We start from the raw sequence: 14,259 nt of genomic DNA on the forward strand, positions 1-14,259 counted from the left end.
CAAGAGGTCAAGCGAGACGGACGTCTGCGGTGGCGGGGCTGAAGACCCTGCGCCCGGCGGACTTCGCGGTGATGACGACGACGGCGGTCTTGCTGAATGTCCGACACGACCGGGCTACGCCGTCGGCTACAGTCCGCCGAGAGCATTGGCGACCGAAAGCGTCGCCGGCACCGCGACGAAGAAGGCGCCGCCGCCGGTGAGGATCGCTCCCGCCGAGAGGACTCCGTTCGCGACAGCGAGGATTCCGCCGAGCAGGCTGACGACGAGGGAGATGGTGATGCACAGCCCGACCACCAGGACTTTGAACACAGCGACTCCTTTCCCTGGCCTGTGTTCTCGCCAGTTCTGAGGGAGACTTCCTGGGGTCGATCTCTCGCAGACAGGGGGTGGTCAATCCCTCATCCCGAACCCGTGGGCGACAGCGTCACAGGCTCCCGGTTTCCGCTCCAGTGTTCCTCAGGCCCCGGGTATCTCACTTGCGGGATATCTGCTCTGCAGATGCCGCCACGTGGCGTGTCAGGTTCTACTCGGGTAGAAGGTCACGTGGCAGCGGCTGGAGGCCAGCGCTGCGCAGGACCTGTTCGACGAAATCGTTCTTGGCGTTGGTGTAGGCGTTGCGGTTGTGTCGATGCTCGACGGCAAGGCGCCTTTTGAGCTCGGCGTAGTCCTCGCGGAGGCGGGGGTCGGCGCGCAGCGTGTCCCGGAACGCGAGCAGCGCCCTGGCGTGGGGGTGGAGGTGCTCGACCACGTGCAGATGGTGGGTACGGGCGTCGGGTCGCGGGCGTAGGAACCACAGCCGGTAGTGCCGGCACGGGTCCTCTGGCCAGAACAGCCATCCGTCTGCTTCCAGCGTCGGGATCGCGCACTGTGCTTCGTCGAGCGAGCGCACCGGGGCGAGAAGATCGATGACGGGTTTGGCGGGCAGGCCGGCAACAGCAGTGGACCCGATGTGTTCCACCGCGGCGCCCAGCCACGGGGCCAGAACGGTCGAGAGCCGGTCTCGCTGCTCGGCGAACCGCGAGGGCCATGCGGAGTCGTAGGCGACGACATGAACGGGCTGGTCAGCGGGCATGGGAACGGCCTCCCGGGGCGTGGTGGGTCTGAGGTTCCTCCGGTCGTCGTCCCACGACGATCGCGGCCCATCATGCTGTTCGGCCTCAGCGCGACGACCGACAAGGCCTACGAGCCGGCATGAGCGAGGCAAGCGCCATCCCGCAGCCGGTCACCGCGAGTCATGTCTTGATCATCAAGAAGGAAGGTGAGCCAGCTCGTGACCAGTGGTGAGGACCTTGTCCGATGGGACAGTGTGGCCGAGGTCTACGCGAGGACCGTCGGTGGGGACGACGACAGCTTCTACCGCAGGTTGGCGCCCTTCCTGCGCCACCAGTTCGGTGATGTCACCGACCTGCAAATCCTCGACCTCGGCTGCGGCCACGGGTGGCTCACCGCGCTTCTACGCCAGGCGGGAGCTCACGTCGTCGGCGTCGACGGCAGTGCCGCCCTGATCGACATCGCCCGGTCCCGATACCCGGGCATCGACTTCCAGACGCATGACCTCACCGCCGGGCTGCCGTCCCCACGGCGGACCTACGACCGCATCGTGTCCCACATGGTCCTGATGGACGTCCCCGTACTGGACCGACTCCTCGCCGACGTCACGAGTGCGCTGTCCCCGGACGGCGTTTTCGTCTTCTCCATCCTGCATCCCTGCTTCTTCGACCAGGCTCCAGTGCAGGACTCCGAGACCGGACGGTGGCACCGCCATGTGCGCGGATACCTCGAGCACGAGCAGCGCTGATCGCTTCCTTCGGTGGGCACACCCACTACCACCGGCCCCTGTCCTGGTACGTCGGCCGCCTCGCCGCCCACGGGCTGGCCGTCACCGGTCTGCACGAGCCGGCCACGTTGCCCGCCCATCGGCATCCCGCCACGCAGTGGAGCGACTACGAACGCTGGTTCGCGACGATCCCCACCATGATCGCCCTGGCCTGTCGTCCCCTGTCTCGGCAGACCTCGCACCATGCGTCCCCCGCCCCGGGGCGCGAGGGTGATCAGATTTGGTCAGATTGAGGTACAACCCCAACACCGCACGATCAACTGGTCGCAGAAACGTCAGATTTGAGTCCTCGGCGATGTTTCTTGACGCATGTCCGCTTGAAGATCCCTCCCGTTGGACGGTCGGCGCCGGACTTGTCGAACTGGCTGGAGACTTCTGGGATCAGCGACTCATCGTGCGAGGAGAGCGGTGGCGAGTTCGGCGGTGCGGCCGAGCAGCCGGGCGGCGGCGATCGGGTCCATGTAGTCCTGGTAGGACACGATCTCGCCGTCGCGGACGCGGATGACCCCGAGTGCCCGGAAGCGGTACGGCCCACCGGTGACGATCGAGCGGCCGTGGTGCTCGATCTCGGTGACGACGACCTCCGGGTCGTCGGTCTCGCGAACGAACGCCTCGACGCCGTCCATCTCAAACACCCCCCTGGGGGCCGGCGCGGCGGCGAAGTACTGGCGGATCACCTCCCGGCCGCGCAGCTCGCGGGGCTGACCGGGCATGGCGAAGGGGTACTCGAGCACCCCGTCCTCGGCGAACAGGTCGGCGAAGACCACCCCCTCGCCCGCCACCATCCGCCGTACCCGCTCGACGACCTCACGTGGGCTGTTCGTCATGGTTCCCCTCGTAGAATCGGAACGGTGACACCGCTTAGAGGATACGGAACGCACGCCCCGGTTGGCAATGGGCGCCGCTGACTCCGGACCGCCGCTGCGGGCGGATGCCCGCCGTAACCGCGAGCGGGTGTTGCAGGCCGCGCGGGAGGTCTTCGCCGAGTCCGGCTTCGCCGCACCCCTCGATGAGATCGCCGCCCGCGCGGGAGTCGGAGCCGGCACGGTCTACCGGCATTTCCCCACGAAGGAGGCGCTGTTCGAGGCCGTGTCCGCCGCCCGCGTCGCGGATCTCGTCGCCGACGCCCGCCGCCGCGCAGACGAGCACGATCCCGCGACCGCCTTCTTCGGTTTCCTTGCCCTGTTAGGGGCCGAGGTCGAGGCCAAGCGAGACACCTCCGACGCGATCGCCGTGCCCGGCCCGCTGGGTGAGGCCATGCAGGATGCGCTCGCGCTCCTGCTGACCCGCGCCCAGCAGGCCGGCGCGGTCCGCCAGGAGGTCACCGCGGCGGACCTGGTCGCGATCCTCAAAGGTCTGCTCACCGCCGCGCACGAGGACACCGATCCCGGCCGGTCCGCACGCCTGCTCGCCATCCTGACGGCCGGGCTTCGACCAGACGCCCTCTGATCTCACAGCGATGCATCCTGACCGTCCAGTCCCGCGTCAACGCTGCACGTCAGTCGGGTCAAGCACGCCCCGGAGCGGCGCCTCACCTCTACCAGTCCTGGGCGGCGAGTAGCAGTGTGGCGAGCGGTTCGAGGGTGGTCATGAGCTCGTCGAGCTCGTCGGGCCCGAGGCTCTCGTACGGCTTCGCGGCGAGGTCGTCGGTGAGCGCCTCGACCCGCGCACTGACGGCGCGGCCCGTTTCGCTCAGCCCACCGTCGTCTCCGGTCAGGGTGCGGGCGCGTACCCCGTCGATCAGGGCGGCGAGCTGCGCTGGGGGGAGGTGGTGGATCCGTCCGAACTTCTCCGCGGGCATGCCCAGGTCGAGGGCGTAGAGGACGTGAGCCTCCAGGCCGCCGACACCTTCGATCATCAGGGCGGCGATGTGCCCGTCGCCGCGGTGCTCGCGCAGCAGGGAAGCCGCGTGGAAGAGGCGAGCCACCACGTCCTCGGGGATCGGGATCGCGCGCAGCGCGGCGTACATGGGCCTGCCCGCGAACGGTGCGCTGGTCGCGGCCCGCAGCAACAGTTCGGTGGCCCGTGCGAAGGCGGGCGAGTCGACGTGATCGCCGAGGATCCGCCGCAACGCCTTCACACAACCCCTCTGACGAGCGGCGATCGCCGCTTCGGGCGTGGTCGTGTCCCACACCTTCGGGATGTGGCGGGCGACCTCGCCGGGAGCGAAGTTGTAGAAGAGTGCGTCCACCACCTCCGCCGGGACGATGCCGAGGGGCGCCGCCCGTCCGGCGAAGTAGGTATCCCAGTAGTTGGTGAACCCCAGGGCGAACATCGCCTCATTGGGTTCGTCGGCCGCGTAGGGGATGGCACCGATCGGTTCGATCAGCTCGAACATCCGGCGTGCCGTCGAGTTCATGGCCTGACCCTCCTGCTACCCAGCGCGTCGTGCGGACACTTACGATCACTTGGACACCTGGTCCCCGCGAAACTCATCGACGTCCTGGCTCGACGCACCCGAAAACCCTCCTGGCCAGCGGTAACGGCTCCGGCCCATAACGACAGGAGCTGTCGGCCAGACCACCGCCGCAGGGTAAGCGCCCCACGAGGGGTTGCTCAGTCGTCGGTGTCGGCCTGCGCGACGAGGAGCGCGAGTTGGACGCGGTTGTCGAGGTCGAGTTTGTCGAGCAGCCGAGAGACGTAGGCCTTGACGGTGGCCACGCTCAGGTAGGTGGTGGCAGCGATCTCCGCGTTGGGCAGGCCGCGGGCGACACCGCGGGCGACGTCGCGTTCCCGGTCGGTGAGCCCGGCGACGCGCGCGCGTGCGGCGGCTCGTTCGGCGCCCTGCTCGCCGGTACCGAGCATGGCGATGACCTGTCTGGTGATGGTGGGCGACAGCGTCGCGTCGCCGGCGGCAACGGTTTCGATGGCGCGGACGATGTCGGCGGGCCGGGTGTCCTTGAGCAGGAAGCCGGCCGCGCCGGCGCGCAGCGCGGCGAGGACCTGACGGTCGGCGTCGAAGGTCGTCAGGATGATGACCTTGGGCGCGTCAGCCCGGCGGCGGAGTCGTTCGGTGGCGGTGACGCCGTCCACCTGGGGCATGCGGATGTCCATCAGGACGACGTCGGGGCGCAGCCGCCGCACCGCGTCGGGCACCTCGCAGCCGTCGGCGGCCTCGCCGACGATCCGCAGGGTCGGGGTGCCGCCGAGCATCACCGTCAGGCCGGCTCGCACCAGCGCGTCGTCATCGACGACAAGCACGCGGATCGGGCTCATCGAGCCAGCCCCGATCCGGCGAGGTGTGGGTCGTGAGCCGGCCATGGCAGGTGCGCGCGGAGCAGGAAGCCGCTCCCGTCGCCGGTGGGGCCGTATTCGAGGTACCCGCCGGCCAGTTCGGCGCGTTCACGCAGCCCGATCAGCCCGGTCCCGGAGCCGGGGACGGTCGGGCCGGCGCGGCCGGTGAGGTCGGTGAGGTCGTTGCGCACCGCCACGCGGACCGTGTCGCCGGGCGTGCCGGCCACGGTGACCGCGACGCGCGCGTACGGCGCGTGCTTGCGCACGTTGGTGAGCGCCTCCTGGACGATCCGATAGACGGTGCGGCCGGTGCCGAGCTCGAGACCGTGCCACTGACCCGTCGCCGTGAACGAGACGGCCAGCCCGGCCGCGCGTGACTGCTCGATCAGACCCGGCAGGTCGGCGGCGGTCGGTTGGGGCCGGCCCGCGTCGTCGGCCGACGGGGCGCGCAGCAGCGCGATCACCGAGCGCAGGTCGTCGAGCGCGGCGTGGGCGCTGTCGCGGATGACGTCGCCGGCGCGAGCGATCTCCGCCGGCGGTGCGTCGGGCCGGAACGCCAGCGCGCCGGCGTGGACGGCGAGCAGGGTCAGCCGGTGGGCGAGTACGTCGTGCATCTCCCGGGCGATGCGCTCGCGTTCGTGGCGCCGCGCGGCCTCGGCGCGTTCGAGGGCGAGATCGCGTTCGCGGGTGACGTCGGCGCGCAGCGAGGCGAGCAGCTGCCGCCGGGCGCGCACGAACATGCCCCAGCCGGTGATCGCGGCCGTGAGCAGTACGCCGACGGCAGCGTTCCACCAGAAGTGCGGCAACGGGTACAGGGCCAGGGACGCGAACACGCTGACGATCGCGAGCAGGGTGATCGCGAGCGCGGTCTGCCAGCGCCGGTGGATCGCCACCGCGAACACCCCGACCAGCGGGGTGCCGGCGCCGAGCGTGGAGATCGTGCCGGCGACGATGGCGAAGACCGCGAAGTGCACTGGCCAGCGGCGGCACACGTAGACGCCGGCCAGACAGGCCACTCCCAGCACCACATCGACGCTGCGTAGCCAGAGCGGATGGTGGTACCGACCGAGCAGCACGGTCTGCTCGTTGAGGAGGCTGAACCCGACCGTCGCCAGCAGCATCGTGGTGCCCACCGCAATGCTGCGACGGCGGCGCCCGCCGCGGCCGTGGCGGATCGGCGGGCTCACGAGGTCGGGCATACGTGTCAGCCTAGGTCCGGCGCCGCCGCGTCGCGGGCGGTCGGCATCGCCCATAGACCAAAGTCGATCCGGTCGCCGACCTTTGGACCTCACTCATCACCTTCGGACGGCTGCGGCGACCCGCGGGTCGCCGTCATGCTGGCCACATGATCGTCATCGACCGCCTGACCAAGCGCTACGGCGCCGCCGCCGCGGTGAGCGACGTGTCGTTCACCTGCCGTCCCGGCACGGTGACCGGTTTTCTGGGCCCGAACGGCGCCGGCAAGTCGACCACCCTGCGGATGCTGTGCGGCCTGGCCGCGCCGACCTCTGGGACCGCGAGCGTGCTCGGCGTCCCCTTCCGCGACCTCGACCAGCCCGGGCGCCGCGTCGGGGTCCTGCTGGACGCCTCGGCCCAGCACCCCGGCCGGACCGGCAGGGAGACGCTGACACTGGCCGCGGACACCATCGGCGTCGAGCGCCGCGAGGTGGAGGGGATCCTCACCCTGGTGGGGCTCGACGCCGCCGCGGCTCGCCGGCGGGTCGGCAGGTACTCCCTCGGCATGCGCCAACGCCTTGGCATCGGGATGGCGTTGCTCGGCGACCCGCAGGTGCTGATCCTCGACGAGCCGGCCAACGGCCTCGACCCGGCCGGCATCCACTGGATGCGTGAGCTGCTGCGACGCTTCGCCGACCGCGGCGGGACCGTGCTGTTGTCCTCCCACCTGCTCGGCGAGGTGCAGGCCGTCGCCGACCAGCTGGTCATCATCGCCGGGGGTCGGATCGCCGTGCGGGGCGGCACCGCGGACCTGTTGTCGACGACCGGGGTCCAGGCCCGGGCCACCGACGCCGAGGCGCTCACCCGAGCCCTGACCGCCGCCGGCCTGCGGCACCGGCGCCGGGGGGACGGGAGGTTTGTGGTGGACGCGCCGGCCGAGTCCGTCGCCCGCGCGGCCCTGGCGCACCGGGTCGTGCTTCTGGAACTGCGTGAGCCCGACGCCGCAGGTCTGGAAGAGCTGTTCCTGTCCCTCACCAGCCCTGCGGAGCGTGTCGCGTGAGCGAGAAGATCCTGTTCACCTCAGAAGCGGGCCGGTCCACCGTCCCCGCCCCGGCGCTGGCCCGGCGGCGCACCTCCGCCGGGTTCGGTCGGCTCGTGCGCATCGAGCTGCGTAAGAGCGTCGACACCCGTGCCGGACGCTGGCTGCTCGCCGGGGTCGCGATCATCGGCGTCGCCATGACCTTCGTCGCCATGTTCACCGGTGACCCGGACGACCACACGTTTCCTCGGAGTGCCTCGTCCATCCAGGGCGCCATGGCCGTCCTGCTGCCGATCGTCAGCATCCTGCTGGTCACCAGCGAGTGGTCCCAGCGCACCGCTTTGCAGACCTTCGTCCTCACGCCGCGACGCGGCCGGGTGATCGCGGCCAAACTGGCCGCCGGCGCCGCGCTGGCCGTCGCCGTCGCCGTGCTCGGGATCGTCCTGTCCGCCCTGGCCACGCAGCTCGCCGGAACGCACCCGACGGTCGGCGAATGGCGCCAGGCCGGTGTCGTCCTGGTCGCGAGCGTGTCCGTGCAACTGCTGTCCCAGCTCTCCGGCATGGGTTTCGGCCTGCTTCTGCTCCACAGCCCGGCCGCGATCGTGGCCAACTTCGTCATCCCGATCGCCTGGGCCGCCCTGGGCGGTGGCATCGCCGCTCTGCACGGCGTGCAGCCGTGGCTCGACCCGGCCAAGGCCACCGAGAACCTGCTCGGCGGACACATGAACGCCCACCGTTGGGCCCAGGTCGGCGTCGTCGTCCTGGTCTGGGTGGTGGCCCTGATCGCCGCCGGGCTGATCCGGCTGCGCCGCAAGGACATCTCGTGACCGTGGCGCTCACCTCTTTCTCGCCCGCCCCCGGAAGAACCCAACACGCGAAAGGAGCGTGCACATGAACGACGCCTGGGAAGGCACCGTGGTCAGGAAGTCGCGCGGCCTGCTGGACGGCTCGAACATGTACCGGCGCCTCAAGATTCGTCTGCGCGACGGCACCATCATCACGGTCCGGGTCAGCCGCCCCGTGTGGAACAGCGTCGCGGTCGGCGACACGGTCCTGAAGCAGTCCGGACAGGACCCGGTCAGGGGCTAGCTAGCCGTGCTCCGCCAGCGTGCCCGGGTGGTCCAGGACGCGACCGGGCGCAGCAGCAGACCTCTCTGCTCCGCGCAGAAAAATCTGTAGCCGCCGCAGTAGACATCGGGCGCCGCTCCGGGTAGAGTTCTTCTCGTAGCCAAGAGAGTCCGAGATCGCGGCAGACATGAACTGGCGCGAGCAGGACGGCCGCCCGGACAGGCAGCCGAGCACCACCAGCAGTACCCCCCGCCAGGTAGCGCACACGGAGAGGAGTGGACGCCATCAGGATCGCCTGAGCGACAGCCCAGGTCGCTCGGTCACCGCAGGCCCCGATTGGAAGGTGGTCCCCGGTCACGCATATGCGATCTGCGCGCGCCTGCCGTTACGGGCGCATACGCGGAATCAGGAAGCCGGCGCATCTGGCCGGCAGATGGTGTTAACCCTCGGGGCCCTGGTGCGAGTAGGCACCAGGGCCCCTTCGCACGCCCCGAGAGGCGCGATGACCCCTGAAACAACCCGCAGACCAGCCGACAGCCTCGACGACGACGACTATCCCGCCTACACCATGGGCCGCGCGGCCGACATCCTCGGCACCACCCCCGCCTTCCTGCGTGCCCTCGGCGAAGCCCGCCTGATCACCCCCCTGCGCTCCGAAGGCGGCCACCGCCGCTACTCCCGCTACCAGCTACGCATCGCCGGCCGGGTCCGCGAACTCGTCGACCAGGGCACCGCGATCGACGCCGCCTGCCGCATCGTCATCCTCGAAGACCAACTCGCCGAAGCCCAACAGCTCAACGAACAACTCCGTCGGCGGACATCCGAGCCGCCACCCGACGGACCGTCCTGACCCCCACACCCGTGACGATCGACCTGACCGGGGCGGGGCCCACCCCGGGCTACGGCGGCGGAAGTGGTCAAGCCGGCAGCCCGCAGCCACGGAAGGTCCGACATATTCCCCTGAAGCCGATCCCCGCGCTTGCCGGTCTACTGCTTCGCGCGTGCCCGGACCGGGTGCTGCGTGTCGCGATCGACGGCCCCGACGCTGCCGGCAAGACAACCCTGGCGGACGAACTCGCCCACGCGCTGGCGGGTCGGGACCGGCCGGTCATCCGCGCCAGCGTCGACGGCTTTCACCAGCCCCGGGCCGTGCGCCGACGCCGCGGGTCGCTGTCCCCACAGGGATACTTCCACGACGCGTTCGACTATGCCGCGCTGCGACGCCTCCTACTGGACCCGCTGGGTCCCGCCGGCGACCGGTACCACCGCACGGCCGCCTTCGACCACGTCCACGACCGCCCACTCGAACAGCCCGCCCACCTGGCGGCCCACGACGCGATCCTCCTCGTCGACGGCGTCTTCCTCCAACGCGACGACCTGCGAAGCTGCTGGGACCTGACCGTGTATCTCCAGATCAGCCCCGCCGAGTCGCTGCGCCGCGCATTGCGACGCGACACCGCCCTGTTCGGTTCCCCCGCCGCCGTCCGCGAACGCTACGAGGCACGCTACCTGCCCGGCCAGCAGCTCTACCGGGCCATCGCCGCGCCCGCCGACCACGCCGACGTGCTGATCGACCACGAGCGACCAGATACACCCCGCATTCTGCGCTGGCCGACAGGCGGATCCGGAGTCATACCGGCGTGACGCCGACACACGGCTGCCAGGGCCCGCGCGCCTGGGCCGCCGCTCCCCGCCTGGTGGCGTCGTCCACGGCCCCGGACGCGCCTGCGCCCACATGGTCGAGAGCAGTACCGCGTCGTTTCCCGCCGGAATCACGGTGGAGTCCGTCGATCTTGCTGGTTAGGGTCATGGGATGAGTACTCGCACTTTCCGTATCACGGTCCGCGGCGTCTTCGACGGACTCAGCACCGATCAGCGGGCCCAGCTCCTGGCCCGTGCCGCAGAGCACGACGTCCTGCGCGCTGCCTTCACACGCGAGGGGCACCTCAGTTACGACCTGACAGCGCGATCCGCCTTCACCTTCCGATTCCTGGATTCCGGGGAGGAAGAGGAGGACATCCTGGAGGCATCCGAACGCGCTGAGGAGGCGGCGAAGGCGTGGCTGACCGGGCGCGGCTACGGCTACAAGAACCTGCGGTCCCAGGCCGAGGACCTCTCCCAGGCACCGCTGGGCAAACGGCAGCGCCGCGCTGCGGCCCAGAAGAACGTCTGATCCTTCAGCCGCATTCTCACCGCCTGGCCTGCTGCTCGACCCGCTGGGCCCCATGGGAGACCGGCGCTACCGCATAGCGGCTTTCGACCATCTCCGCGACGTCCCGCTCACCTGTCCCGCCCTCGAGGCGGCGCACGACGCGGCGCTCCTCGTCGACGGTGTCTTCCTCCTGCGCGACGAACTGTGCGGCCTGTGGGATCTCAGTGTGTTCCTCCAGGCAGGTCAGCCCCGCCGAGTCGCTGCGCCACGCGCTCCGACGCGACGTCACCCTCTTCGGTGAGCCGCGGTTGTCTTGCCGCGGCAGCCTCGCGGCCGGGGTTCACCCAACCGCGCGGCCGGCGTCGGCGCGGACGGCGGTGGTCGCCAGGGTGGTGTAGTGCATCGTGAAGCGGCCGCCGAGGGCGTCGAGGGCACGGCCGACCGCGCCCAGGATCTCGGCCAGCTGATCGGCGCGAAGGCGGGTGAGGCCACCGGTGGTGGGAAGCAGGTCCAGCCACTCGTCGCGGGTGTACGGCCGCTCCCAGTCGAATCGCCACTGCTCCGGACCGTCGAACCGCCCGGTCTCGCGGATCCGCTCGGCGATCGTCGCGTACACCGCCTGGTACATCTCCAGCGGACGTCGCGGCGGCTGATCGCCGAACGGGGAGTCGGGCACCACCCGCCGGTAGGCGGCCGCGAACGGCTCGGCCACCTCGGCGGGCGGCTCGAACACGTGCCCGAAGATCGCCAGGAGGCCGCGGGGGCGCAGCACCTGGGCCGCCTTCACGGCCCCGGCGACCGGGTCCACCCAGTGCCACGACTGGGCGGCGATCACCGCGTCGAACGTCCGTCCGGCCGGTTCCCAGGCTTCGAACGTCGACACCTCGACCCGCAGGCCGCGGGCGCGGGCGGCCTCTGCCATCCGCGTGTCCGGCTCGACACCGAGCACGGTGCAGCCGGCGGCCTGGAACTGGCGGGCCGCGATGCCCGTGCCGGCGCCGACATCGAGCACGCCCGGCCCCGGACTCCTGGCGACGACTCGCGCCACCAGATCCTCGGGGTATCCCGGCCGGGCCCGGTCGTAGCGGTGCGCGTCCGTGCCGAAGGACTCGGCCATCTGCCGAGCCTGGTGCGGTCGGGCCTGGCGTGGTCGCGCCGGCTCCGGCTGCTCGTGCTCTCGCGGTAGAGTGGGCATGCGCCCACCTTAGTGGGCGATTGCCCACTTGCCTACGGATGCCCCGGGGCCTGGCGCACGAGAGGATCAGTCCGTGCCGACCGGGGTTCACCTGCGCGACGTGCGGCAGCAGCTGTTCGACGCCGCCGAACGCGTGCTGCTGCGAGACGGCCCGAGCGGGCTGACCAGCCGGGCCGTCACCGACGAGGCGGCCTGCGCCAAAGGCGTTCTCCATCGTCACTTCGCCGACTTCGATGCCTTCCTCACCGAGCTCGTGCTCGACCGGGCCGCGCAGCTCGAGACCCGCGCGCACGCGCTGCGCGAGACCGTCGGCACCGCCACCGTGGCCGACAACCTCGTCGGCGCGCTCACCACCCTGTTCGGCCCGGTTCCCCTCGCGATCATCCCGCTCATCACCTTCCGCGACGAGCTGCGCGCGCGGCTACGCCAGGCCAGGCCGGACGGCGGCATCGCGATCCTCGCCCAGGTCACGGCCACCGTCCGCGCCTACCTGGCCGACGAGCGCGCCGCGGGCCGCATCGCCGCCGACGCCGACCTCGACTCCCTCACCCTCTCCCTGGTCGGCGGCGTACACCTCCTGCTCGCCGACCGCGCTTCCAGCGCCTCCGACCCACCACCCGCGGCAACCATCACCAGACTGGTGACCACGGTGCTCGCCGACGCCATCCACCGGCGGCCTCGCTAGGCCGCCCATGGGCCGCGATCACTGTCCGTGCGAGCACACCGCTCGCGGGCGGCGCGGCGCAGCCCCTTGATCTGTGCCTGGGACGGCTGGCCCGGGCACGGCTGCACCGGCGCGACCTCGGCCGGGTGTTCTACAACGCTGCCCCCCATGCCGGCCGCGGCACCGCCAGCGACCATCGCCCCACAACCTGATCACGACCTTGCTGTGGACGTGGCGTGCGGCCTGCAGGGTCACGGCGCCCGATCGTCTGCCTGCGCCCGTGCGCGGGCACGCCGCTGCGCGTTCCAGGCGTCGACGGTCGAGCGTCGCCACCGGGGGCGACGGCGGTCGGCGGGGCGTTCGTCGTCGGGATCATCGGGGGGCGGCGCGGTGCCCTCCTCGACACGGGCACGCCAGGAGGACGCGGTGAGGCGGATGCGGTCCGCCACCTGGGTCACGGTCAGCAGCGGATCCGGGTCCATCCGGCCATGCTGCCCGACGGATCCCGACACCGCCGCCCGCCGCGCCCGTTGGCGCTACCGTGTCAGGGCGCCGCGCCGCGGCCCGCGGGAACGATGTCGACGCCGATCAGGGCCTGCGGGTGTGGAAGGTGCGGCGCAGGTCGGTGATCCAGGCGGCGGGGTTCTCCCAGGGGATGAAGTGGCCGCCGTGGTCGTGGGCGCTCACGTTGACGTGGTGGAACCACGTGGCCTGCGGGCCGGAGGTGAACGCCGCGACGCGTTCGTCCGTGGTGTGGATGCCGGGTGGGTTCTCGTAGGTGACGAAGGTGAGACCGGTGGGGGCCTGCACGACCGGGGTGCGGCCGTGGGAGGGGGTCCAGGGATAGCGGTTGGCGTTGGCGTAGTAGCGCATCGACGTGGCGATGGCGCCCGTCACCCAGTAGATGGTGGCGTGGGTGAGCAGATCGTCCTTCGTGAAGACGGAGGCGAGGTCGCCGCCGTTGTCGCTCCAGGCATTCCACCGTTCGAGCAGCCAGGCGAGCAGTCCGGCGGGTGAGTCGGCCAGGCCGTGGGCGAGGGTGGCGCCGTCGAGCATGTGCACGGTGAGGTGCGACGCCCAGCGGCGGTCCTGCTCGATGATCCGGGCGCGGATGGCGGCGGGCTGGTCGTCGGACAGCGGCCGGCCTCGGGCGAAGTCCCAGGCGCGGGGGCCGGTGAAGAAATCCAGCGGCAGCCCGGAACCGATGTGGATCCCGTACAGCGCGTCCGCGTACTTGTGGCCGAGCTGGCTGGTGACCAGGGCGCCGATGTCGCAGCCGCCGGCGGCGTACTTCTCATAGCCGAGGGTGTCGGTCATCAGGGTGTGCCACAGGTCGGCGACCTTCCAGAAGTTCACATCCGGAAAGCCGGTGAGCGGGCCGGGGAAACCGAACCCGGGCAGGGACGGCACGATCACCTCGAACGCGTCCGCGGGGTCGCCGCCGAACGCGGCCGGGTCGGCGAGCGGGTCGATCACCTTCGACCAGTGCCAGAACGTCCACGGCCAGCCGTGGGTGAGGATCAGCGGAATCGGCCGGGGGCCGCGGCCGGGGCGGCGCAGGAAATGCACCGGGATACCGTCCACCGGCACGACGTAGTGCTCGTAGCCGTTGATCGCGGCCTCGGCCGTGCGCCAGTCGTAGCCGTCATGCCAGTAGTCGACCAGCCCGCGCAGATAGCCGGCCGGAACACCATAGGACCAGTCGTCGTTCCCCTCATCCACCGGCGGACGGGTCCGCGCCAGTCGGGCCCGCAGATCGGCGAGGACCTCGTCGGAGACCTGGATCGGACGGGGCTCGAGGGGGAAGGCACGCGGGGTGGTCATCGCAGGGTTCTCCTCACCGGGCAGCAGGAGCGGCGGCTGGGCGTGACCGTGACGGGCCAGGTTCGCTGAC

19 protein-coding genes are annotated in these 14,259 nt (G+C 71.0%); 9 read left to right on the plus strand and 10 right to left on the minus strand.

The window, feature by feature from the left end:
* Window positions 1–126 precede the first annotated feature (126 nt).
* Window positions 127–309 (minus strand): hypothetical protein, encoded by a 183-nt coding sequence (locus C1A33_RS34765; protein ID WP_165818316.1) that lies wholly within the window; start codon window positions 307–309, stop codon window positions 127–129.
* 214 nt (window positions 310–523) lie between these two features.
* The gene (locus tag C1A33_RS10325; protein WP_101831295.1) at window positions 524–1,072 is read right to left on the minus strand and encodes a GrpB family protein; all 549 of its coding nucleotides are present in this window, start codon (window positions 1,070–1,072) and stop codon (window positions 524–526) included.
* A 186-nt stretch (window positions 1,073–1,258) separates the two neighbouring features.
* Between C1A33_RS10325 and C1A33_RS10330 the strand changes: the two genes are divergently transcribed.
* The gene (locus C1A33_RS10330) at window positions 1,259–1,798 is read left to right on the plus strand and encodes a class I SAM-dependent DNA methyltransferase (RefSeq protein WP_101831296.1); all 540 of its coding nucleotides are present in this window, start codon (window positions 1,259–1,261) and stop codon (window positions 1,796–1,798) included.
* Window positions 1,799–2,226: 428 nt separating this feature from the next.
* On the opposite strand, the gene C1A33_RS10335 is transcribed toward C1A33_RS10330, so the two are convergent.
* Window positions 2,227–2,664 (minus strand): nuclear transport factor 2 family protein, encoded by a 438-nt coding sequence (locus C1A33_RS10335; protein WP_101831297.1) that lies wholly within the window; start codon window positions 2,662–2,664, stop codon window positions 2,227–2,229.
* Between the two features lie 67 nt (window positions 2,665–2,731).
* Here C1A33_RS10335 and C1A33_RS10340 point away from each other — a divergent pair, with 67 nt between their 5' ends.
* Window positions 2,732–3,286, plus strand: coding sequence for a TetR/AcrR family transcriptional regulator (locus C1A33_RS10340; protein WP_101831298.1), 555 nt, complete (start codon window positions 2,732–2,734; stop codon window positions 3,284–3,286).
* Window positions 3,287–3,374: 88 nt separating this feature from the next.
* Here C1A33_RS10340 and C1A33_RS10345 read toward each other — a convergent pair whose 3' ends face one another.
* The 3 genes from C1A33_RS10345 to C1A33_RS10355 all read right to left on the minus strand — a co-directional run bounded on the left by C1A33_RS10345 (window position 3,375) and on the right by C1A33_RS10355 (window position 6,270).
* Window positions 3,375–4,196: an SCO6745 family protein gene (locus C1A33_RS10345; protein WP_101831299.1), complete on the minus strand. Its 822-nt coding sequence runs from the start codon at window positions 4,194–4,196 to the stop codon at window positions 3,375–3,377.
* Between the two features lie 197 nt (window positions 4,197–4,393).
* On the minus strand, window positions 4,394–5,053 hold the full coding sequence (locus tag C1A33_RS10350; protein WP_101831300.1) for a response regulator: 660 nt from the start codon (window positions 5,051–5,053) through the stop codon (window positions 4,394–4,396).
* Window positions 5,050–6,270, minus strand: coding sequence for a sensor histidine kinase (locus tag C1A33_RS10355; RefSeq protein ID WP_165818319.1), 1,221 nt, complete (start codon window positions 6,268–6,270; stop codon window positions 5,050–5,052). The genes C1A33_RS10350 and C1A33_RS10355 overlap by 4 nt, the downstream gene beginning before the upstream one ends.
* Window positions 6,271–6,416: 146 nt before the next feature.
* Here C1A33_RS10355 and C1A33_RS10360 point away from each other — a divergent pair, with 146 nt between their 5' ends.
* From C1A33_RS10360 to C1A33_RS10385, 6 genes are all read left to right on the plus strand, one after another.
* On the plus strand, window positions 6,417–7,307 hold the full coding sequence (locus C1A33_RS10360) for an ABC transporter ATP-binding protein (protein ID WP_101831302.1): 891 nt from the start codon (window positions 6,417–6,419) through the stop codon (window positions 7,305–7,307).
* Window positions 7,304–8,113 carry an ABC transporter permease subunit gene (locus tag C1A33_RS10365; RefSeq protein ID WP_101831303.1) on the plus strand — a complete coding sequence of 270 codons (810 nt, stop codon included), beginning with the start codon at window positions 7,304–7,306 and terminating at the stop codon, window positions 8,111–8,113. Before C1A33_RS10360 ends, C1A33_RS10365 begins: the two co-directional genes overlap by 4 nt.
* Before the next feature lie 64 nt (window positions 8,114–8,177).
* Window positions 8,178–8,375: a DUF7489 domain-containing protein gene (locus tag C1A33_RS10370; protein ID WP_101831304.1), complete on the plus strand. Its 198-nt coding sequence runs from the start codon at window positions 8,178–8,180 to the stop codon at window positions 8,373–8,375.
* Between the two features lie 481 nt (window positions 8,376–8,856).
* Window positions 8,857–9,204 carry a MerR family transcriptional regulator gene (locus C1A33_RS10375; protein WP_101831305.1) on the plus strand — a complete coding sequence of 116 codons (348 nt, stop codon included), beginning with the start codon at window positions 8,857–8,859 and terminating at the stop codon, window positions 9,202–9,204.
* A gap of 11 nt (window positions 9,205–9,215) precedes the next feature.
* Window positions 9,216–9,998 (plus strand): nucleoside/nucleotide kinase family protein, encoded by a 783-nt coding sequence (locus C1A33_RS10380; protein WP_480014317.1) that lies wholly within the window; start codon window positions 9,216–9,218, stop codon window positions 9,996–9,998.
* A gap of 169 nt (window positions 9,999–10,167) precedes the next feature.
* On the plus strand, window positions 10,168–10,527 hold the full coding sequence (locus C1A33_RS10385) for a DUF6204 family protein (RefSeq protein WP_101831306.1): 360 nt from the start codon (window positions 10,168–10,170) through the stop codon (window positions 10,525–10,527).
* A 16-nt stretch (window positions 10,528–10,543) separates the two neighbouring features.
* On the opposite strand, the gene C1A33_RS37695 is transcribed toward C1A33_RS10385, so the two are convergent.
* Together C1A33_RS37695 and C1A33_RS10395 are read right to left on the minus strand one after the other, a co-directional pair.
* On the minus strand, window positions 10,544–10,795 hold the full coding sequence (locus tag C1A33_RS37695; RefSeq protein WP_165818320.1) for a hypothetical protein: 252 nt from the start codon (window positions 10,793–10,795) through the stop codon (window positions 10,544–10,546).
* A gap of 51 nt (window positions 10,796–10,846) precedes the next feature.
* Window positions 10,847–11,623: a class I SAM-dependent methyltransferase gene (locus C1A33_RS10395; RefSeq protein ID WP_207770247.1), complete on the minus strand. Its 777-nt coding sequence runs from the start codon at window positions 11,621–11,623 to the stop codon at window positions 10,847–10,849.
* Between the two features lie 151 nt (window positions 11,624–11,774).
* Between C1A33_RS10395 and C1A33_RS10400 the strand changes: the two genes are divergently transcribed.
* Complete coding sequence (locus tag C1A33_RS10400) at window positions 11,775–12,386, plus strand: TetR/AcrR family transcriptional regulator (RefSeq protein ID WP_101831308.1); 612 nt, start codon at window positions 11,775–11,777, stop codon at window positions 12,384–12,386.
* Between the two features lie 230 nt (window positions 12,387–12,616).
* On the opposite strand, the gene C1A33_RS10405 is transcribed toward C1A33_RS10400, so the two are convergent.
* Together C1A33_RS10405 and C1A33_RS10410 are read right to left on the minus strand one after the other, a co-directional pair.
* Window positions 12,617–12,847, minus strand: a complete 231-nt coding sequence (locus C1A33_RS10405) for a hypothetical protein (RefSeq protein ID WP_101831309.1) — start codon at window positions 12,845–12,847, stop codon at window positions 12,617–12,619.
* Between the two features lie 106 nt (window positions 12,848–12,953).
* The gene (locus C1A33_RS10410) at window positions 12,954–14,189 is read right to left on the minus strand and encodes an epoxide hydrolase family protein (protein ID WP_101831328.1); all 1,236 of its coding nucleotides are present in this window, start codon (window positions 14,187–14,189) and stop codon (window positions 12,954–12,956) included.
* Window positions 14,190–14,259: the final 70 nt, after the last annotated feature.

It is taken from the genome of Frankia canadensis (genome assembly GCF_900197875.1).
Classification (GTDB): Bacteria; Actinomycetota; Actinomycetes; order Frankiales; family Frankiaceae; genus Frankia; species Frankia canadensis.